This is a genomic window from Gemmatimonadota bacterium, assembly GCA_026705765.1.
In the GTDB taxonomy this organism is placed as follows: Bacteria; Latescibacterota; UBA2968; order UBA2968; family UBA2968; genus VXRD01.
In genome coordinates this window covers 1-21,454 of record JAPPAB010000079.1, presented here as the reverse complement: position 1 = coordinate 21,454, position 21,454 = coordinate 1, and the positions used below count along the sequence as shown (strand labels likewise).

The following is a 21,454-nucleotide window of genomic DNA, read 5'->3' as shown; positions in this document are numbered from 1 at the left end:
GGAGTCCTTTGGCTAAAAGTTGCCTTTCCCAACATCTGTAACAAATCCAAATAACAATGTAAAGTAAATCTTCAAGCCGCTTCGTTCAAGTGGATCGCCAGCCCGTTGCAAAGGCACATGGTCGAAGCCGTAGGCTACGTCGATGCTGGCGCGTGTGGGAAAAAGATAAAACGAGGTGGCGTCGTAGCGCAATTGTGTGCCCAGTTCGCGTTTCCAGCCGCGTTTGAGTATCGCGTCCTCGGGTTTACCGTCCCAGGCGCGGGCGATTCCGGCAAAGAATGCGCCGTATAGCTGGTCGGAGTAGATCGGGCCGGTTTGTCGGTCGATGCGCGACCAGAGGGGAAAGCGATAAGCCGATCGCAACATCAGGGCACGGCGGCCTTCCAGGCTGTAAAACGTATATCCCTTCATGCCGGGCAAGCCGCCGAGGAAGAAGTCAAAGGTGTCGTCAACTTCGCTGTCGATCAGGCCGCCAAAAAAGCGGAAACTCAGCGCACTGCGTCCGGGGGCAGTCGGGATAAATTCATTCCAGTCGAGGGAGAGCTGGTTGTAGAAATAGCGATCGTAGGTTTCGATAATTAGCGAGGTATTTTCCTCAAAGCCGCTGATGAACCAGTTGAAATAGCGGTCGTAACGCAACGCGAGACGGCGTCCGGATCGGGGGTTGATTTCCGAGTCGCGTGAGCGGCCTATGGCATCGAGACGATAGGTGAGGGCGAGGTCAAATCCGTTGAGCGTAGTGGCGCCGACTATGTCGCGATTGAGGCCGTTGAACCGCGCTTGATCCAGAACGGCACCCGTGCGATGATACACGAGGCGGGCGTCGATCATACCGCCGCGTCTCATGGTGTATTTGCCGCCTATTTCAATGCCCGTCAGCGCGAAGGTGCGGTTGTAGATGCGGAAGTCTTCGTCGCGGCTGATTACATCTTCTTCAACGTGGCGCGATATGCGATAGGCTTCGAGAAAGAAAGTAGGCCGTTTTTTGCGGTATTCGTAAAGCGCGTATAAATCCATGTCCAGGTCGTGGGCAAGCAGGCCACTGATGAAAAAGGTTTGTTTTCGCAAGACGTCGTCAGATCCCGCTATGGCGCCGAGTTTGAGTTTGCCGCTGTCGATTGCCAGACGTGGAAGTATGGTGGTGGATGAAAACTCATTTTTGTATGGGCGACTCGTTATTGCGGGTTTAGGCTTTGCGGCCGCGAAGGGTTCGACCTGAAAGATGTTGCTCGCTACGGGTTCATTTAATGGCTGGGAAATAACGCGAATTTCGTAGGCGTTTTTGCCGTAGTGGGCATAGGCAATGCGGTCGCCATCTGGATGCACATGGGGTTGAAATGCACCGCCGTACACGCGGGTGAGGCGATCTATTGCGCCGCTGGATAGATTTGCGCGGTACAGGTTGAAGATGCCGTCGTGGTCAGAGGCAAATACGAGGGATGACCCATCGGGTGTCCAGCACGGGTCGCGGTCGGTTTCGCGGGAGGCAACGCGCACTGTGTAGTTTCCACCTGTTGCGGGAATGGTGGCAATGTCCCGCGAGGTACCACTTCGGTAGAGCGAGAATGCGATTTGCGATCCATCGGGCGACCAGCGCGGGGTGGCAACCTGTGAGCCGTCGTCGAAGGATGTGAGATAGCGAATGGTGTCTGCTGCAATGTCCAGGATGCAGAGATTGGTGTTGCCCCCGCCATTTTTGACAAATGCAATTTGCGTTCCGTCTGGCGAATAGGTCGGGTGAATGCCGCGCAAGCCTGTGCTGAGTCGCGTTTCGCCCGGGAAGGTGGCACGCGCGAGGCCAATGGCGGTTTTGACATTTTGAAATAGGCCCGATTTCGAGGCTTTGGGATCTATGGTATAGAAATCCCATTGCCGCCCGCCGTATTTGTTGGGCTGGCTGTGGCGCGCGTAGAGGAATTGTTCGCCATCGGTTGACCAGTCAAAGGCCGTGACGGCACTGGGAGCAGTGAGTTCCACGCTGCTGTCGGCGAGGGTATAGACCATCAAACTCGTGCGCCCGTAATCGCGCCCTTTATTGGAGAGATAGGCGATTTTTTTGCCGTCGGGCGACCAGCGGGGATGCAGGTTGAGGTAGCCGTCTTCGCGGATGAGGTCGCCCTGTTCGGGGTTGGTTTCGATCCGTGCGATTTGAGTCGCATAGCGTTTTTTGAGCGATGCGATCCAGCGCGTGTGCAATTCGCTTACAGAGATGCCCAGGGTCGCGCGGATTGCGCCGCCGAAATCCGTGCGCCACCAGACTTTCATTTGCCGATACAATTCGGGGAGTTTGTCGCGCCCAAAGGTATCGACAATAAAGAGGGTGAGCGAATAGCCGTGGTCATATACTTTTTCAAATCCGAGACCTGTTTTCGCGCCGAAGACGGACATTTCGTTGCGGGTGAGCAAGCTCCCATTGCGCGTGGCCTGGCGCAAGACCATATCGCGGTGCGAGTCCCAGCGGTCGTGTTGTGCGCCCGGTGCCATGTATTGCGCCGTGCCTTCGGCAAACCAGGGGGGGATGATGGTGGCGGGGATGGCATACGCGGCCAGGACATTGGGGTAGCCAGCCAGGATGTCGTCGCGTTTGCCCTCGCCCTGATATTGCAGGTAGTTGACAAAGATGGCCGGGATGCGCCGCGAGGATTTTCGGGCGATTTGAAGGGAGATGATGTGTGTCAATTCGTGCGTTATCACATTCGGGAGCCAATCTGTACTGCCGCGCAGTGCAAAGTCGAGGTTGGAAACCCAGATTTCGATGGTGTTGTGGTAATAATACGCCGCGCCATTGGCATAGTCTTCGGTGTCTTTGAGGATGATGCGGACTTTGCTGTCGGGATCAAAATTGTAAAAGGATGCGATTGGGCCGTACGCGTCTTCGGCGACCTGTGCAGCACGCGGAGCCAGTTTTTCCAGGCCCTGATGGTAATAGACTTTGAAGTGTTCGGTTTCTATGACGCGCCAGTCCAGTTCGGGATGATTGGCGTCAAATTGCGCGAGAGCCTGTGTGCTCAGGGTCAGGAGAATGAGAATTGTTTGTGTGAATTTGTAAGACATGTTTGATCCGCAGATGAACGCAGATGAACGCAGATGAAACGCGAATGAACGGAAGGGTTAAACCTGCACCTTCTTACTTTATTATTGCGGCTTTGATAAATCGCACCTCTGTGCGCGTGCTATTGCTGGCTTGCAAGCGACAGATATAGAGGCCGCTGGCGTAATCGGCTACATCCCACGCGATTTCGTTGTCGGTATTGGGCATGGGATTGTCGTGTGTGAGGTCGGCGATCTTTTCCCCGAGGGGATTGTAAATGGTCATAGTGATTTCGGCGGGTTGTGATAAAAAAAAGCGAATGCGCGCCCTGTCGCCATTGCGGACCGGGTTGGGGTAGAGGTATGCTCGCGTCGCGGGTAAAAGCGAGGTGTCTGTTGGGGTTGCGATTTCGACAGGCTGCTGGAGCAATTTGCCCGCGTTGCCCGGCCCGCCGCCGAGTTGTCCCCAGATAATTTTGTTGCCGGTATAAGATGGGTCAATTGTTTCCAGATGGAAGAGGTGCGCGCTGCTGTCGGCGGTATAGATAATGAGTTCCAGAGTGCCGTCGTTGTCAAGGTCATCGATAAGTGGCGATGAGAGAATGGGGCCGGGCACTAACAGGGGAAAGCCGGGCAGGGGATGTCCTTCGGCGGTCAGGCCGTAGAGGAGGCCACCGCGTGTACCCACAAAAATATCGGGGGATGCGTCGTTATTGATGTCGGCGAGAATGGGCGGTGCTTCAATGGGACCGGCGTCGTCTTTTATCGGAAAGGCGAGTGCGCCTTCAGTTTGCAAGATGGCGTTGAAGCGATAAATATAGAGTTTGCCGTTGCCGCCAAAGAGGACTTCGATAAATCCGTCCTGGTCGAGGTCGGCGACAACAGGGGGTGAATGCGCGCCACCGGGCACGGGGTCGCTCGCAAAGGTGAGGCCGTTGGCGTCGAGGATGTAGAGGATGCCATCTGTTGTGACGACTGCAATGTCGTCATCACCATCGCGGTCGAGGTCGCCTATTGCGGGACTACCGATGATGGGAGATGCGAATGTGGCGAGTGGATTGGATTGGCCGGTGTCGTGTATGAGGTGGATTTGAGCACTGCTGGTAATGGCGATGAGTTCATTGTCCGAATCGCTGTCGATATTGCCCACGGCGAGCGATTGTATGGCGTCGCTCAGGGCGATGTTGCCCGCGATTTCCGATAAAAAATTACCCCATTCGATTTTTCCGTCGCTCCATCCCCAGATATCGACAGGTGTTGTGGGGAATTGTGCAATGACAGGTGTTGTGGAAAAAAAAGAGGAGGTGATATCGACGGTTTCGTGGACTGTACCACCGGGATGCCAGTGCGTTCGAGTTGTTTCTCCGCGATGATAGATGAAGCCGGCTATTTCCGGGTCGCCAATTGCAGGGGTTGTCGCAAATATCTCGCCTGTGCTGTGCTGTGTGCCCGCGATTTTCCACGCGCCAGAACTGTGAAGGATTTCTTTGATGCCATCTCCATCGAGGTCGATGACGCGGGGCGATTCCAGCGTGGGATTCAAGTCTGTGATCGGCCAGTTGTCCAGTTGCCTGGCAAAACGGATAGCAACTGTCATTACTTCACCGGGTGGACTGAGGGTTTCGATGGTTATGTCGCTTTTATAGCCCAAATTGCTGCGGGTATTCGGCGAGGTATCGGGACCAAATAAGGCGTTGTTGCCTACGTAAAAGGCGTCTTCTGGCGCGCCTTCGATACTGCTTAATGAGATGATACCAGCTTGAATGATGCGGCTGGCCGATACATTGCCGATGTCTTGCAAGCCATCGGCTTCTTCGAGAGCAATGCCGCGGCGATATTGAGCAGGTGCAATTTTATAATCGGGGTGGCTATTGATGTGTTTTTCTGCGTCGCTATCTCGAATAATCGCTTCGTCGATGTGGTAGATGAGAATGCCCGAACCGGGTATGAACGCATCGTAGTCGTCTGCGGAAAGCCAGACATTATGAGGGGTAGAAAATTCGATTTGCGGAATGCGATTTTCAATATTGAGACGAGAGAAGCGGTTTTCGATCAGGAAGTATTCCGTGGCGCTGATGGGTACGCGAATAGCCTGCGGAAGATCGGACGAGTTGCCGGATGCGGCGATTTCTACGGTGTCGTTGTGGGTGATTACGAGTGGTTCGAGCCAGCCGAGTTGTATGCGCGACCAGGCTATCATGCGACTGGGTAAAAATCCGATCAAATTTGTACTGGTGGGGTCATTTATCAGGGGTTGGAGCCCCAGACGTGCGGCGTCAATCTGATTGTTGGCGCCTGTATCCATCAAACTCCAGTCGCCAATTGCGGGCAGATCGTTTTCAAAGTCTGACAGACCGGGTAAGCCGAGTTGAGAGGCAAAAAATCGGGCGAGCGTGCCATTGAGACCGCCCTGCCCGTTTGTGCTTATGGCTTCGGGCAATAGCATGCCCGATGTCACCTGAAAAGCACCATTGTTGACGGAAATCGCGCCGTCGGTGAGTTCGATGAGGTCGCGTTCAAAAATAAAAGCCGAGGGTATGTCGTTGAGTTTTTGACCTGCTTCTCCGCCGAGTCCCGCGTGAAATACCGCAAAGGCGTGATATTTTGAGAAGTCTATGGTTGCGCCATCTGCGGCATCTGCAGCGCGAATGCCATCCCGAAAGAGCTGAGTGACGCGCTCATTTATTTCGCGTCTCGTGCGTCCATTGCCGTATTCGATCAAGGGGGTATCGAGGGTGTAACTCGCGGTAGATTCCTGCGGGTACACGTCGTATTCGACGATCAGTTGCCCCCGGGATACGTCGCGGTAATAATTGGATAGAGCTTGAAGGTGGGCCTCAAAATAGGCGCGGTCGTGGGGGGGCGCGTCAAATGGGTAGATGCGATCAGAACTTTCGGATGTGCTGAGATTGAATGTGCCGTCCCCGCTGGTAGTTTCGTTGTCGGGAGTTTCAGGGGGGAAAGAGACGCGCACGGCTAAGACGCGATAGGTGTCGGCAGACATAATGGGCTGTACAAAGAGAGCTATAAGATACAGGAGGATTGAGCATCCGTGCAGGAGGGTCATAGTCAAGCGTCTGTTCAGATTCATAATGCTAAATCAGTGAGAATAGCTGATGCGGTAGATGAGACCGGCCTGGTCGTCCGATACCAGCAGAGAACCGTCGGGCATGACGAGTACATCGACTGGTCTGCCCCAGTTCGATTCGCCCTGTAGCCAGCCTTTTGCGAATGGTTCGTAGCTGATCGCCCTATTGCTATTTAGACGCACCAGGGTGACGCGGTAGCCGATCTTGCTACTGCGATTCCAGGATCCGTGTTCGGCGATGAAGATCTGATTGCGGTACTCTTCTGGAAACATGTCGCCGGTATAGAAGCGCATTCCCAGTGCCGCTACGTGCGGACCGAGGTTCTGGATCGGCGCGACGAACTCTCCGCAGCTACGCTGATCGCCGAATACGGGATCGGCGATGTTGGTGCCGTGGCAGTAGGGATAACCGAAGTGCTGTCCCTCGACGGTTATTCTGTTCAGTTCGTCCGGTGGCACATCGTCGCCCATCCTGTCTCTTCCATTGTCCGTAAACCACAGTTCACCTGTTTCCGGATGCCAATCGAAACCGACGGTGTTGCGAATGCCCCGCGCTATGATGCTGAAGTTGCCATTGGCATCCAATCTTCCGATTGAGGCATATGGATCCCCGCGATTGCAGATGTTACACGGTGCGCCGACCGGCACGTACAGCAAACCGTCGGGTCCAAAGCGGATGAATTTCCAGCCGTGCGATCGATTAGTGGGGAAAGTGTCGTTGACGATTTCTGGCTGCGGCGGGTTGTCGAGTTGTGCTTCGATGTTGCGGTAGCGCAGGATGCGGCTGATTTCAGCTACGTACAGGTCGCCGTTCTTGAAGGCGACGCCATTGGGGTTGTTCAGGTCGCGGGCGAGGAGGATGACCCGCTCTGCTTTGTGGTCGCCGTCTTCGTCGCGCAGTGCGTACACACGGCCGCTGGGGCGGGTGCCGACAAACAGGGTGCCGTCTGGGCTGAGGCTCATCGAGCGAGCGCCAGTTATCCCTTCGGCGTATATGCGAATGTGGAATCCTTCGGGTAGTTCAATTCGCGTCAGGCGTGGATCGCTGGGGGGTGGTGGCTGTGATGATGCCGCAAAGCTATCGACAAATAATAGAAAATCGTCAAATGCAATCTCGCCATTGCCATCCAGATCGTATTTCGCATCGTAGCGCTCTTGACCGGTTTGAGAGCCAAACGCGGTGACAAATAGCAGGAAGTCGGGGAAATCGACAACACCATTGCCATTAAAGTCCGAAGAAGGGGGGCTGCTATTTTGAGAGAAAAGAGACGAAATTAAGAGTGTGAGGTTTAGCAAACTGGCGGTACCGAGCGCGAGAAGGTGAGGTTTGGCATTATATCTCAAGAGATTTAGCATTGTATTCAACTGATGTCTTCGTCGCAAGAGGAGTCAGTTTCTGAACCTGTGGGGCTTAAAATATAAATCCACCCGTGAAGCGGAATGTATTGCTGGCAGGCGTATCTTCTGTCGGCACAAAATATGAGATATCGAAATTTGCCCAGTTGTATTTCAGGCCGAGTCCAAAGGTGGGAAAGTTGCGTTTGCCATCCTTGTCATAGGAATAGCCACTGCGCAAGGCAAAAGCCGAATCTTCAGAAAGCTGGTACATCCATTCGGCACCGACGCGGTAATCCATATCGTCGAATTCCGTAAAACCGTTGCCGCCCGGATTGGGCTTCCAGCCAAAGGTGTCGTCATTCCAGCCAGAAATAAAGGAAAAGAAACCATCCGCGGCGAGGGGTTTATAAACATCCGCGGTGAGCATCAGGGAAGACGAGGTGTTTTTGATCACTTTGTACGCAATGCCAAAAACGAAATTTTGAGGCAGTGGATCTGCCTGATCGGCATCGATAAACGTCATGTTTGGGCCAACATTGTGCAACACACTGCCAAAGCTAAGCCGGTCTGTGGCTGCCCACATGAGACCTATATCTCCGGCAAAAGAAGTCGCTGTACCTTTGCCTTGCTCAATACCTGCGCCTGTGTCGGAGAGGTGTTCATAGATGAATTTAACTGTGATGCCCATGGCCAGATTTTTGAAGAGGTGCGTGCCATAAGATACGCCCAGGGCCATGCCGTAGCTCTTAAATGTGCCCAGAAGATTTCCCTCTTCATCGGTGCGTTGTTGTTCGCCCAAAGAACTGTAAATGAGGCTGTATCCCAGATTGCCAATATCACTAAATGGATGTGTGTAAGCACCAAAGGACGAAAAGATGTCACTGGCCAGTCGGGGAACGGGTTTGTAAAGGGTGGTGCTGAGACTGTGAATTTGCAACGAGGCCAGTGCGGCGGGGTTGTAGTACGTGGCGTTGGCGTCATCGGCAATAGCGACGTACGCATTGCCCATGCCCGCTGCACGAGCCGATGGTGCGAATAACAAAAAAGTGGCTGCAGCATGGCTTTCTGGCGTTGCATAAGCTGGGGTGCTGAACAGGCCAATACCAAACGCGAACAGGGCGAGAAGGCGGTGTTTCATGGGGTTCTCCTTTATAGAATTGGCCGGAAAGCCTGCAAGATATGAAAAAACCCGGCCGTGAGCGCGTGTGAACGCGCCGCCAACCGGGGGGCATTCTAACATCGCGCGCTAAAGCAGACACATCACGGATATCGGACAAATGACCGATGGGATTTTACCGATGTAAAAAACAGCGCTTTAGCGGTGATGCGATAGACAATTTCCCTGATTAATGGTGAGATAAAATCAAAAAAACTGCTTGTTTGAGACTCGCGTGTTGACTATTTTCAAATCACGAATTTTTTTTAGTGAAGGAGGAGAATCGTGATTGATCGGGATTTACTCGATATTTTGGCCTGTCCAGAGAACAAAATGCCCGTGAAATTGGCCGATCAACCGCTGATTGATACGATCAATAGCGCGATTGAAAAAGGCGAGGTTAAAAACCGGGGGGAGCAAAAAGTTGAACAGCCAATTGATGGAGGCCTGGTGCGCGAAGATCGCGTCTTTTTATATCCCATTCAGGACGCGATTCCCATCATGTTGATCGACGAAGCCATCCCAATAGAAAAATTCGTGTCTCAATAGGCTTTTCCCCATTTCTAAAGTATTTTAGAACTTCAACAAATCCTTCCCATGTGTCAAGCCTTTTTTGAACGGTTTAGACGTTTTCCCATGCAGCGAGTTCCACATTTTTTTACAAAATTTATGTACTATCGTTCACATGAGGGTCGTTTTGAGAAAAAATATCTGGATCGCGTTCGCGTTTGGGTTTTTATCTGGTGCATGTGGTGGAGGAGATGAGACAGTAAAATTAGATGTACCGGCGCTGGATGGCGGGAGCATAAGTTGGCGGACATGGAGCCAAAGAGATTCTGCCCGAGTCCTCGGGCGCCCCATTTTATTATTTTTTTTTACACAGCGATCGGCCTGGTGCCGCGATCTGGCAGCGAGATGTTTTGAAAATTCAGAAATTGCGCGGGCAATTGCCCGTTACACTTTGCCGATATGGGTTGATGCCGATCAGCGGCCCGATTTGTTTGAGCGTTTTGGTCTGGGTGGGGTTCCATCTCTATCTTTTTTGACGCCTGATGAGCAATGGATCACGGGCAGCACCTATCTCGATCCCGATGATATGATAGATCTGTTGCGATGGGTGCAAATTTTGTACGATAATCCCGATAGGCTCGTCAGGCTCGAAGAGCAGCGGGCAGAGTTGAAGCGACGAGCGGAACTCGAAAAAAAGAGAGATCCACGCCCTCGTATCGAACCGAGCACAGTGCTTTTGCACCGCGTGCGCGATAGTTTAAAATCGGTAGTAAAAAGCGGTTTTGATCCAGGTCCTGAAGGCCTTCTCGCGCTTGCAGAAGTGGGTATTGATTCGCCTTTGATCAATTTTGCACACAGCGCACGGCGCGATACAGATGGCGTTTATATGTTGGGGGTATTAACGCATCGCGGACCTGTGACTGATGCAGAAAAACACATGGCGGTCAATGCCCAATTGTTGCGGGCGTTTGCACGGGTAAATTTGTCTCGCGATCTGGCCGATGCGGTGCTCGAACTATTTGCCGTATCTGGCGATGTTTTGTTGGGGGCCGGGCTGGCTGGCTTTCGAGATCAGGCGGGAAATGTATTGTGGGATTCAGAGATTTATTCGGGCTGGAATGCACTGGCAGTTTCGGGTTTGTGTGCGGCGTTTCGCGAGACTCGAGAGACGCGTTTTTTAGATGCTGGACGGCGAATTTTTGAAGCGGTTAAGACGCGATTTGAACGGGAAGATAGCCTGTTTGCCCACGCGCAATCTCTGAGTAAGCCCCATTTTTTGCTGGATCAGGTTTTAATCATCCGCGCCGCCCTCGATTTGTTTGAGACTCAGAAACGCGAGGCCGATTTGTTATTTGCGCGGGCGCATGCAGATCGGATTATGACAGTTTTTGCCGATTCTTCGGGTGCTTTGAAAGACCGAATGCCCGAGGTCAATGCCGCGCTATCGCCCGCTATTGATCGGTGGTTGCCTTCTGGAAATGGTGTAGCAGCACAGGTTTTTATGCGGCTTTTTGTGCAGACGCAGATGCCGCGCTATCGAGATCGGGCCGAAGCGATTTTGACCGCTCTGATTGGACCCAATATAGATCGCATCGGATATGCCGGCGCGCTGAATCGCGCATTGGCGTTATTTGTGCGAGAAAGCGAAAACTAATGGCTAATAATCGGTTGCTCATTATTGGTGCATCGGGCTTTTTGGGGCACGCGCTTTGCGATGTATCCTGCGATGGCTGGGAGCGAGTACCTGCGTCGCGTAGCGGTAAAGGTCATCTCTTCGTGGATTTGACACGGTCCGATTTGGTACACGAGGTAGTGGCACAGGTGCGCCCCCGGTGGGTGATCAATTCGGCAGCTATGACAAGTGTTGATGGATGCGAGCGAAATCCCGCGCTTGCGCGTGCGATACACGTCGTTGGAACGCGCAATCTGGTTCAAGCGTGTGAACGGGTTGGATGTGGTCTGGTGAACTTATCGACCAATTATGTGTTTGATGGAGAGAAAGGGCCTTATGCCGAAGGCGATGAAGCACAGCCAGTGAATGTGTATGGGCAGACCAAATTAGAAAGTGAAGCTATTCTGTTGAATGCACTTTGCCCCGGCATTGTGGTGCGAACGGCGGTATTGTACGGTTTTCACTCATCTTGTCGGCCCAATTTTGTGACCTGGTCTATTTCATCGCTGGCAGGACGGGAGGCGATTCGCGTGGTGATAGACGAGTGGACAAATCCGACTTTTGTCGATGAACTCGCCGCATTTATTTTGCAACTGTGTCGCACTGACTTTCGCGGCGTGGTGCATTTTGGAGGAGCTGATTTTTTGACGCGCTTTGAAATGGTCGAGCGGATTTGTGCTGTGATGGGGCTTGATTTTTCGCTGGTGTCTTCTACAACGTCCGCAGAATTTGGGCAGCTTGCACAGCGTCCGTTGCGAGCGGGGTTGACAACCGCACTTGCCAGAACACTGTGTGATATTGTACCTGCCTCTTTTGATCGTAATTTAAGACAATTAAAGGGCGTTTTTCACAGGATTGTTAATACCTATGTCTGATAATACACTCCGCATTTCTCTGATTACACCCACCTATAACGAGCGCGAGAACATTTCTTTATTGGTAGAAGAAATATTCGACGTTCTGAAAGACTATCCCGACATCGATCTCGAATTAATTGTGGTTGATGATAATTCGCCCGATGGTACGGGAGAGGTGGCCGAATCACTCGTGGATCGCTATCCGGTGCAGGTGGTCCACCGCACCGGGAAATTGGGATTGGGTAGCGCCGTGATGGCCGGATTTGAGCGGGCAGAGCGGGATCTCCTGGGGGTGATTGATGCCGATTTGAGCCACGATCCCATTGTTTTGCCTCAACTCATTTACGGGTTGCGGGATCACGATCTGGCTATTGGTAGCCGGTTTGATTCGGAGAGTCACGTCGAAAAATGGGCCTGGTACCGCAGGATTATTTCCCAATTGGGAGTATTTCTCGCGCGGCAATTAACCGGTGTGCAAGATCCTCTGGCGGGCTATTTTTTCTTGCATCGGCGCGTTATTAAAGACATGGTATTGACTTCGCCGGGGTATAAAATTTTGCTGGAGATTCTGGTCAAAGGACATTATGAGTCTTTTATAGAAGTACCCTTTGTGTTTCGCAACCGGCAATACAGCAGTAGCAAGTTAAACTGGACTGAGTACTATTTGTTTCTCAAGCAATTATTGACATTCTATATTTTTTCCAAAAAGAGCAACGCCGATAATAAATAATCTGGTATTTTGGCTTGACAGAGGAACAATTGGCTTTTATGTTGAGCATTGATTTGTGCATTTCTTTCGAAACTGGAGGCGTTTATGGCAGTGCAGCACGAACTCAATACCCAGATATCTCTTCCGCTTTCCAAAGCGGTGGAGATCAGTTTTAATAGCGTTAAGATTCGATTTGGCCGGTCTTTGATTACGGTGAGTGGTATTGTGCTTGCTATCGCTTTTTTGATGTCGATTTGGGCGGGCAATTCCATTATTGACGGTTTGATGTCTGCCAGCGATCCCAAGATCAACTTGATCTTGCAACAAAAGGGTGTTGAGATTGATCCCGATAGTGCCGCCGCAATGCAGCAGCGCTCTAAGGATGCATGGTTGGTGGTGTTGTCACTGCTCGTGTGTTTGGTGGGTATTGCCAATGCTATGCTGATGTCTGTTACCGAGCGGTTCCGAGAGATTGGTACCATGAAGTGTATGGGCGCATTGGACGGATTTATTATTAAGCTGTTTATTCTCGAATCGACGTTTATGGGTACAGCAGGTACGATTATTGGCGTGATCATTGGGTTTTTGCTGACTGCATTGCTCAATATGTCGAGTTTTGGCACGGTGATTTTCGATCATCTTCCTATGGCGCAAATTCTTCAAGATGGTGGTAAAGCTATTGTTATTGGTTCTGTTTTGTCGCTGATTGGCGGTATTTTGCCAGCCTATCGCGCTGCCAAGATGGAGCCAGTTGACGCGATGTCATTGGAAGTTTAAATCTGATTGTGAGGTGTTTTATGGCTGCCGAAGAAAAAACAGAAACGAATGCAGAGGCCGAAGAAGCGACAGTTGTACGCACGCAAGATGTGAAGAAGGTGTACGTAATGGGCGATGAGCAGATTCACGCACTCAAAGGTGTGGATCTGGAAGTGACACAGGGCGAATACCTGTCCATTATGGGACCTTCTGGTTCGGGGAAGAGTACTCTGTTCAATATGGTGGGTGGATTGGACAAGCCGACCGAGGGCAAGGTTTATATCGACGATGTCGATGTCGCCCAACTCGACGCTTATGAACTCGCGTGGTTGCGCTGCCGAAAAATCGGTTATATCTTTCAATCTTATAATTTGATTCCGGTGATGACAGCGCTTGAGAATGTGACCCTGCCGATGGTGTTTGCCGGACTGACGAGCGACGAGGCGCGCGACAAGGGCGTGGAATTGTTGACCCAGGTCGGTCTGGGCGAGCGCGTGATGCACAAGCCTTTTGAGCTTTCGGGTGGGCAGCAGCAGCGCGTGGCTGTTGCGCGGGCTTTTGCCAACGACCCTGCGATCATTCTGGCTGACGAGCCGACTGGGAATCTCGATTTGAATACGGGGCGGGAGATTATTGAACTGTTGCGTCAGATGAACGAGGAGTCGGGCGTGACCGTGATTTCAGCGACGCACGATCACAAGATGCTGTCGGTATCTGACCGCGTGGTGTGGGTGCGCGATGGCCGCGTAGATCGCATTATTGACCGCGATGAGTTGAAGATTGAGGTGGGCACGATTGATGGTCATGAATAACTTCCTTCTTGACACTGTTTTAGAATTTGTTATCTTTGGCGCGTCTGATATATAAATCTCGTTTAAGGAATTTGATGTGATGAACGCTTTTGCAACCTGCTTCTGGTATTTTTGGCGTCGATTTGACGGCCGATATTATTATCGCCGCCCGTCCAAGAGTGTGGTTTGTCCTGCGTTTTAAGTGTGATGTAAGTGAATAAAAGTACGAGGTCGTGGGCAAACTGCTCACGACCTTTTTTATTTTTTTCAGGATTTTCCAGTGATTCAACCCGATCTCAAAACTGTGAAAAAGTTGAGCAAAGGCTGTGGTCTCGTTCCCATTTCAAGAGAGTTGCTCGCGGATACAGAGACGCCGGTTTCGGCCTATTTGAAAATTCGCGCCAGATCATCGCATGCGTTTTTGTTTGAAAGCGTGGTGGGCGGCGAGCAGATTGGGCGGTATTCGTTTTTGGGCGTGGATCCGTTTTTGGTTTTTCGTTCGCGCGGAACAAAAATTTCGATTGAACATGCGACGACGGGTGAGCTGCGACTATTTAAGGGGGAACCTATTGAGGTGTTGCGGGGGTTGTTAAAAAAATATCACTCGCAACATATAGAGGGGTTTCCTCGATTTACAGGTGGTGCCGTGGGCTATGTGAGCTATGATGCCGTGCGTTTGATTGAGCGCATTCCCGAGACGGTTGAAGACGACCTCGGTCTGGACGATATATTTTTTTCGTTTTACGATTCTGTGCTGGCGTTTGACAATGTGACGCACAAAGTGCATGTGATGGCCAATGTGCATACAGAAGGAGATTTGGAGGCTAATTACGAGGATGCAGTCAAACGGATCGATGCACTGATTGAGGCACTGGCTCAACCGGTGGATGCATCCCTGAAGCCTGGAACGAGTTCGTGCGAGGTGACTTCAAATACGAGCAAAGAAGCGTATATGGATGTGGTGGCGCGTTGCGGGGAATACATCGTGGCAGGTGATATTTTTCAGGTGGTGCCTTCACAGCGTTTTGCAATGGATGTGACGGTGGATGCGCTGGATATTTATCGGGCGTTGCGGACGGTGAATCCTTCGCCTTATATGTTTCACGTCGATTTGATAGACCATCAACTCGTGGGCGCGTCGCCTGAGTTGCTCGTCAGGGTAGAGGATGGGGTGGTGCAGGTGAGACCTATTGCGGGGACGCGGTGGCGCGGCAAATCAGAGGCAGAGGATCAGGTGCTGTCACAGGAATTGTTGGCAGATGAAAAAGAACGCGCCGAGCATATTATGCTGGTGGATCTGGGGCGCAATGATGTGGGGCGCGTCTCAAAGTTTGATACGGTGCGCGTGACCGAGCAGATGACGATTGAACGCTATTCACATGTGATGCATATCGTTTCGAATGTGCGCGGCGAATTGCACGAGGGGGTCGATGCGCTGGACGCGCTTTTTGCATGTTATCCGGCGGGTACAGTGTCGGGTGCGCCAAAAATTCGGGCGATGGAGGTTATCGACGAGATGGAACCTACGCGCCGCGGGCCTTATGCCGGTGCGGTGGGTTATATCGATTTTGCGGGCAATATGGATACGTGTATTGCCATTCGCACGCTGGTGATTAAGGATGGGAAAGCGTATGTGCAGGCAGGAGGGGGCGTGGTGTTCGATTCCGAGCCGGAATACGAATATCAGGAGACTGTGAACAAAGCGCGGGCACTGTTTCGGGCGGTGGAAATGGCTGAAGGAGGAGAGTTGTCGTGATTCTCGTCATTGATAACTACGATTCTTTTACTTATAACCTCGTTCAATATCTCGGGGAACTGGGTGCGGATCTGGTGGTGTATCGCAATGATCAGATCTCACTTGAGGAGATTGATGATATGGCGCCCGAGAAGATCGTTATTTCTCCGGGGCCGTGTACGCCAAACGAAGCGGGGATTTCCGTGGCTCTGGTGCAGCGTTTTGCCGGAAAAATTCCGATTTTAGGGGTTTGTTTGGGACATCAATCTATTGGACAGGCGTTTGGTGGGAAAATTGTGGGCGCGCCGACAATTATGCACGGGAAGGTGTCGGAGATTCATCATAGCGGGGAGTCTATTTTTCAGGGACTACCCGAGCCGTTTATTGCCACGCGCTACCATTCGCTGGTGGTGGAGAGAGATAGCCTTCCCGATTGTTTGGAAATTACAGCAGAGACCGGTGATGGCGTGATTATGGGCTTGCGCCATCGAGATATGGCGGTGGATGGCGTGCAGTTTCATCCGGAATCGATTTTGACGGGTGAGGGCAAGAATTTGCTGCAAAATTTTCTCGATGCATGATTTGTTAGCTGAGGAGATGAATATGAACATACAAGAGGCGATTGCAAAAGTGATTGAAGGTGCGGATTTGAGCCGGGGTGAGATGACGGATGTGATGAATCAGATTATGTCGGGCGAGGCGACGGATGCACAGATCGGCGCGTTTTTGATTGCGTTGCGCGTGAAGGGCGAGTGTGTTGATGAGATTGCCGGGGCTGCGTCTGTGATGCGCGAGAAGGCGACGCCTATTGCGACAAGGCACGATGTGATTGTCGATACTTGTGGCACGGGGGGCGATCATTCGGGCACGTTTAATATTTCGACGACAGCGGCATTTGTGGCGGCTGGGGCGGGTTTGTGTGTGGCCAAACACGGCAATCGCGCGGCGACGAGTCAAAGCGGTAGTGCGGATGTGCTGGGTGCATTGGGTGTGAATATTGAGGCATCGCCCGAGACGGTGAGCAGGTGTCTGGACGATGTGGGTATCGGGTTCTTGTTTGCTATTTCGTTACACGGGGCGATGAAATACGCGATTGGACCGCGTCGGGAAATTGGTGCGCGGACAATTTTTAATGCGCTGGGACCGTTGAGCAATCCGGCGGGTGCAACGCGGCAGGTGGTCGGTGTGTACAGCGCGGCATTGACCGAGACTCTCGCGGGTGTTTTAGGGACTCTGGGAGCGGAGCGCGCGTTTGTCGTCCACGGTTCGGATGGTTTGGATGAGATGACGCTGACGGGGCCGACGCGGGTGAGTGAATTGAAGAATGGATCGGTTTCGACGTATGATGTATCGCCTGGGGACTTTGGGCTGGCGCAGGCCCCAGTCGACGCGCTAAAAGGCGGGGATGCCGATTATAATGCGGAGATTACGCGGTCGATTCTGAATGGCGAAGAAGGTCCTCGGCGAGATATTGTGTTGTTGAATGCGGCAGCGGCAATTGTGGCGGGGGATAAGGCGCGTGATTTGATGGAAGGCGTGCAGGCCGCGGCTGAAGTGATTGATTCGGGCAAGGCGTTGGAGAAGTTGGAGGGGTTGGTGGCGGCGAGTCAGGAATGATTGGAGTGAGGTAAAATGGCTCTTTCCGTAGGTGTTGCTGGTTTGCGATTTGGCATGTCCTGGGCACGGGTGTTTGATGCGTATGCCGAGACTGAGTTGGTCGCTGTTTGTGACATCCAGCAGGAGAAACTGGACGAGGCAAAAGAGCAGTTGAGTGTCGATGTTTGTTATGCGGCTTTTGATGATCTGGTCGCTGATGAACGGGTTGATGCGGTGGCTATTTTTACTCCCGCGCCGCTTCATGCAGAACATGTGATTCGAGCGATTCGGGCAGGTAAGCACGTTTTGTGTGCCGTGCCCGCTGCGCTGACTATGGATGAGGCAAGGGCGCTGGTCGAGGTTATTTCAGAAAGTGATCGCATTTATATGATGGCAGAGAATTGGGTCTATGAACCCAGTGTGGTGCGTGCGAGGTCGCTTTATGAGTCGCGGAAATTGGGGCGTATTTACTATGCCGAAGCCGAGTATATTCACGGTTTAAAAGCGTTGAGACGACATCCCGATGGACGATCTACCTGGCGGAATAGTCTGCAACCCCTTCTTTATCCGACACATGGGACGTCGCCGTATTTGAATATGACGGGCGACCGCTTGGTTGAGGTCATGGCTGTTTCGGCTTCAGGACGAGATGAGTTTTTAGAAGGGTATGAAGCAGATTGGGTACAGACGGCTTTGTTTCGAACCGAAGAAGGTGCGGTGTTCAGGTTGACCAATTCGTTTCAGAATGTGCATGGGATGAGCCATTTTTTGAGTTTTTATGGCGATGAGGGCTCATTTGAGACAGGGCGATTTCGCGAAGCCCGAACGGTGTGTTATTATTCGGTGGGGAATAAGGAGCAGGTGACGCGAGAAGAATGCCACCATCCCGAGTTGTCCCAGTTTTCGGACGCGCTCGGTGCAGGTCACGGCAAAACGAGTATGCTCATTGTTCTGGATTTTGTGCGGGCGGTTGCGAATGGATCGCCACCGCCGGTAGATTTGATGCAGGCGCTGGATATGACACTGCCCGGTATTGCGGGGTTGCAGTCAGTACGCGAAAATGGATGGGTGTCCGTTCCCGATCCGCGGTCTTGGCTTTAGGATGGTGGGACTTTATGGCCGGCAATATTCTCGATGAGATTGTGGCGTATAAACGCGATTTTCTCGCCAGGTGTATGGGGCAGACGCCGTTTCAGGAGATGGCGCAGTTGGCCGAAGATGCGCCAGAGCCGCCTTCGTTTTTTGATGGGCTGGTATATGGGGATGATATTGCTGTGATTGCCGAGGTGAAAAAGGCTTCGCCGTCCAAGGGTGTGATCCGCGGGGATTTTGACGCGGTGGATATTGCGAAAATTTATGTGGAAAATGGAGCTTCGGCGATTTCGGTATTGACGGATGAGAAATTTTTTCAGGGGTCGGCAGATTATTTGACTCAGATTTCAACAGTTGTTGATCGGCCCATTTTGAGAAAGGATTTCACGATTGATCCCTATCAGATTTACGAGGCGCGCGCGATTGGGGCTTCGGCTGTGTTGTTGATTGTGTCGATTTTAACGCCTCGAGAATTGTCCTTATTTATAGCGACGAGTCGGGCATTGGGGCTGGATGCGCTGGTGGAGGTGCACGAGAGAGAAGAACTGATGGTCGCACTTGATGCGGGTGCAGAGATTATTGGGATTAACAATCGGAATTTGAAAACTTTTGATACGTCTCTGTGTACGACTTATGGGTTGATCGATTATATTCCCGATGATGTGTTGAAGGTGAGTGAGAGCGGTATTTATACGCGCGAGGATGTTGTCGCGCTTCGAGATGCGGGCGCAGATGCCGTGCTGGTGGGCGAGAGTTTGATGCGCGAACCGGATATTGCCGCCAGGTTGCAGGAGTTGATAGGGCATGCGAGCTAAAATTTGCGGTGTTACAAATCGGGATGATGCGCTGTGCGCGGTTGATCATGGTGCAGATGCCCTGGGGTTTAATTTTTACGAGAAGAGTCTTCGCTATATCGCGCCCGAGAAAGCCGGAGAAATTATTTTTGATTTGGCACCATTTGTGACTCCCGTAGGGGTGTTTGTGAATGCATCGGAGCGCGAGATTGACGTTGCCGTGAAGTTGGCGGGACTTCGAGCGATTCAATTGCACGGGGATGAGCCGCCCGAAGCATGTCTGGGGCATGCGGTTCCGGTGATTCGCGCGCTTCGCGTGGGACGCGATTTTGATGTGCAGACCATGGGGTCGTATCTGGTCAATACATTCTTATTGGATACAGAGAAAGCGGGTTTTTACGGCGGTACGGGGGAGATATTTGACTGGACAAAGGCGGTGGAGGCAAAAGAGTATGGGCGCATTATTCTTGCTGGTGGGCTAAATCCAGATAATGTTCAGGAGGCGATTGAGCGAGTTGGTCCCTATGCGGTGGATACGAGTAGTGGCGTAGAAGCCGAGCCAGGGAAGAAGGATCACAAAAAAGTACGAGATTTTTTGGCGCGTGCAAAGGCGTGATATGAATATGGAGATAAAAACGTGGATGTGTTAGACGATTTGGCATTTCGTGGCTATATTTTTCAGATGACAGATGAGGATAAGCTCCGCAGGCGTTTGGCAGAGGGGCAGATGACATTGTATTGCGGATTTGATCCCACAGCCGATAGTCTGCATGCGGGCAGTCTGGTTCCTATTATGGGATTGCGTCGCTTTCAAGATGCGGGACACAAGCCCATTGCACTCGTGGGCGGTGGCACGGGATTGATCGGCGATCCGAGTGGAAAAGCAGAAGAGCGTCAGTTGAATTCCCTGGAGGTAGTGCAGGCATATACAGAGCGCCAGCGCGCGCAGTTGGAGAAGTATCTGGATTTTGAGACCGGGCACAATTCGGCGCTGATGGTGAGCAATTATACCTGGCTTTCGGAGTTGCGTACGATTGAATTTTTGCGCGATGTGGGCAAACACTTTTCAATGGGATATATGCTGGGCAAGGAGTCGGTGTCGTCGCGTCTTTCAACCGGGATTTCGTTTACCGAATTTAGTTATATGATTTTGCAGGCGTATGATTTTATGGAGTTGAACCGGGAGTATGGCTGTGAGCTTCAGATCGGGGGCAGTGATCAGTGGGGCAATATTACAGCGGGAATAGAGTTGTGTCGGCGCGTGCTGAATAAGACTGTGTATGGGTTGACGTTTCCTCTGCTGGAAAAATCGGATGGGACGAAATTTGGCAAGACCGAGACGGGTACGTTATGGCTCGATCCCGAGAAGACGTCGCCCTATCAATTTTATCAGTTTTGGGTGAATGCAGCGGATCGCGATGTGGTGAAATTTTTGAAGTTGTTCACTTTTTTGAGCCGCGAACGCATAGAGGAATTGGAGCGAGAGGTGGAGGCGCGACCCGAGAAGCGCGAGGCGCAGCGCGTGCTGGCCGAAGAGGTGACGACTTTTATCCACGGTGCAGCCGCAAAGGATCGCGCCGTGCATATTTCCGAGGCGCTGTTTTACGGCAATTTGTGGGATTTGAATGAACAGGAGATCGCAGAGGGGTTTAGCGATGTGCCGTCTTACGCGCTCAAAGGTGCTGATGAAGTGGGTTTGATCGATTTGCTCGTGGATGCGCGGATTTCTTCGTCCAGACGACAGGCGCGTGAAGATATCGGGAATGGTGCTATTTATATCAATGGGCAACGCTGTATAGATATGGGCCATATTTTAGAGCCATCTGAAAGACTGGCTGGAAAATATCTGGTGATTCGCCGCGGCAAACGCAGCTACTTTTTGGTAAAGTGGTCGGCGTGACTGGGCAGGTGTATGTAGATTTTTCACTAATTACTTAACCCAAAGGAAGGATTTTTTCATGAAAGCACCCTGGATTACCTACCGTCCGGAACTCAAGGTACTCGATTGTACGATCCGCGATGGCGGTTTGATGAATGACCATCATTTTGATGATGATTTTGTAAAGGCCGTGTATGAAACATGTGTCGCGGCAGGTGTTGACTATATGGAAATTGGGTACCGAAACTCCAAGGAGATGTTCCCCAAAAGAGATTTTGGTGCGTTCCGACACAGCGATGAAGAGGATATTCGCAAAATTACCGGGGATCACGATCCCGAAGCGACGGGGATGAAACTCGCAATGATGGCGGATGCGGGCAAGAGCGATTGGGCTGAAGATATTCTGCCATGCAGCGAGAGTGTGGTCGATATGGTGGGCGTGGCGGGTTAT

18 protein-coding genes are annotated in these 21,454 nt (G+C 51.9%); 14 read left to right on the top strand and 4 right to left on the bottom strand.

Features of this window, described 5'->3' with window-relative positions:
- Positions 1-12 precede the first annotated feature (12 nt).
- The 4 genes from OXH16_10335 to OXH16_10320 form a co-directional block, all read right to left on the bottom strand.
- Complete coding sequence (locus tag OXH16_10335; GenBank protein ID MCY3681786.1) at positions 13-3,054, bottom strand: hypothetical protein; 3,042 nt, start codon at positions 3,052-3,054, stop codon at positions 13-15.
- A gap of 73 nt (positions 3,055-3,127) precedes the next feature.
- A complete protein-coding gene (locus OXH16_10330; GenBank protein MCY3681785.1) occupies positions 3,128-6,121 on the bottom strand; it encodes a T9SS type A sorting domain-containing protein in 2,994 nt (997 codons plus the stop codon).
- 9 nt (positions 6,122-6,130) lie between these two features.
- The gene (locus OXH16_10325; protein MCY3681784.1) at positions 6,131-7,483 is read right to left on the bottom strand and encodes a PQQ-dependent sugar dehydrogenase; all 1,353 of its coding nucleotides are present in this window, start codon (positions 7,481-7,483) and stop codon (positions 6,131-6,133) included.
- Positions 7,484-7,529: 46 nt separating this feature from the next.
- A complete protein-coding gene (locus OXH16_10320; protein MCY3681783.1) occupies positions 7,530-8,594 on the bottom strand; it encodes a PorV/PorQ family protein in 1,065 nt (354 codons plus the stop codon).
- 303 nt (positions 8,595-8,897) lie between these two features.
- On the opposite strand from OXH16_10320, the gene OXH16_10315 reads away from it, so the two are divergent.
- The 14 genes from OXH16_10315 to OXH16_10250 form a co-directional block, all read left to right on the top strand.
- Positions 8,898-9,161, top strand: a complete 264-nt coding sequence (locus tag OXH16_10315; GenBank protein MCY3681782.1) for a Trm112 family protein — start codon at positions 8,898-8,900, stop codon at positions 9,159-9,161.
- Between the two features lie 148 nt (positions 9,162-9,309).
- Complete coding sequence (locus tag OXH16_10310; GenBank protein MCY3681781.1) at positions 9,310-10,776, top strand: DUF255 domain-containing protein; 1,467 nt, start codon at positions 9,310-9,312, stop codon at positions 10,774-10,776.
- On the top strand, positions 10,776-11,669 hold the full coding sequence (locus OXH16_10305; protein ID MCY3681780.1) for an SDR family oxidoreductase: 894 nt from the start codon (positions 10,776-10,778) through the stop codon (positions 11,667-11,669). The genes OXH16_10310 and OXH16_10305 overlap by 1 nt, the downstream gene beginning before the upstream one ends.
- Positions 11,662-12,381 (top strand): polyprenol monophosphomannose synthase, encoded by a 720-nt coding sequence (locus tag OXH16_10300; protein MCY3681779.1) that lies wholly within the window; start codon positions 11,662-11,664, stop codon positions 12,379-12,381. The genes OXH16_10305 and OXH16_10300 overlap by 8 nt, the downstream gene beginning before the upstream one ends.
- Positions 12,382-12,465: 84 nt before the next feature.
- Positions 12,466-13,137, top strand: a complete 672-nt coding sequence (locus tag OXH16_10295; protein MCY3681778.1) for an FtsX-like permease family protein — start codon at positions 12,466-12,468, stop codon at positions 13,135-13,137.
- Positions 13,138-13,157: 20 nt separating this feature from the next.
- Positions 13,158-13,928 carry an ABC transporter ATP-binding protein gene (locus OXH16_10290; GenBank protein MCY3681777.1) on the top strand — a complete coding sequence of 257 codons (771 nt, stop codon included), beginning with the start codon at positions 13,158-13,160 and terminating at the stop codon, positions 13,926-13,928.
- Between the two features lie 259 nt (positions 13,929-14,187).
- Complete coding sequence (trpE, locus tag OXH16_10285; GenBank protein ID MCY3681776.1) at positions 14,188-15,663, top strand: anthranilate synthase component I; 1,476 nt, start codon at positions 14,188-14,190, stop codon at positions 15,661-15,663.
- Positions 15,660-16,223: an aminodeoxychorismate/anthranilate synthase component II gene (locus OXH16_10280; GenBank protein ID MCY3681775.1), complete on the top strand. Its 564-nt coding sequence runs from the start codon at positions 15,660-15,662 to the stop codon at positions 16,221-16,223. Before trpE ends, OXH16_10280 begins: the two co-directional genes overlap by 4 nt.
- A gap of 22 nt (positions 16,224-16,245) precedes the next feature.
- Positions 16,246-17,259, top strand: a complete 1,014-nt coding sequence (trpD, locus tag OXH16_10275) for an anthranilate phosphoribosyltransferase (protein ID MCY3681774.1) — start codon at positions 16,246-16,248, stop codon at positions 17,257-17,259.
- 15 nt (positions 17,260-17,274) lie between these two features.
- Positions 17,275-18,339 carry a Gfo/Idh/MocA family oxidoreductase gene (locus OXH16_10270; GenBank protein ID MCY3681773.1) on the top strand — a complete coding sequence of 355 codons (1,065 nt, stop codon included), beginning with the start codon at positions 17,275-17,277 and terminating at the stop codon, positions 18,337-18,339.
- 14 nt (positions 18,340-18,353) lie between these two features.
- Positions 18,354-19,145 carry an indole-3-glycerol phosphate synthase TrpC gene (gene trpC / locus OXH16_10265; GenBank protein MCY3681772.1) on the top strand — a complete coding sequence of 264 codons (792 nt, stop codon included), beginning with the start codon at positions 18,354-18,356 and terminating at the stop codon, positions 19,143-19,145.
- Positions 19,135-19,740 carry a phosphoribosylanthranilate isomerase gene (locus OXH16_10260; protein MCY3681771.1) on the top strand — a complete coding sequence of 202 codons (606 nt, stop codon included), beginning with the start codon at positions 19,135-19,137 and terminating at the stop codon, positions 19,738-19,740. The genes trpC and OXH16_10260 overlap by 11 nt, the downstream gene beginning before the upstream one ends.
- Positions 19,741-19,761: 21 nt before the next feature.
- Positions 19,762-21,024, top strand: coding sequence for a tyrosine--tRNA ligase (gene tyrS, locus OXH16_10255; protein ID MCY3681770.1), 1,263 nt, complete (start codon positions 19,762-19,764; stop codon positions 21,022-21,024).
- A 58-nt stretch (positions 21,025-21,082) separates the two neighbouring features.
- Positions 21,083-21,454, top strand: a 372-nt coding sequence (locus OXH16_10250) for a nucleoid-structuring protein H-NS (protein ID MCY3681769.1), incomplete at its 3' end; no start/stop codon positions are given.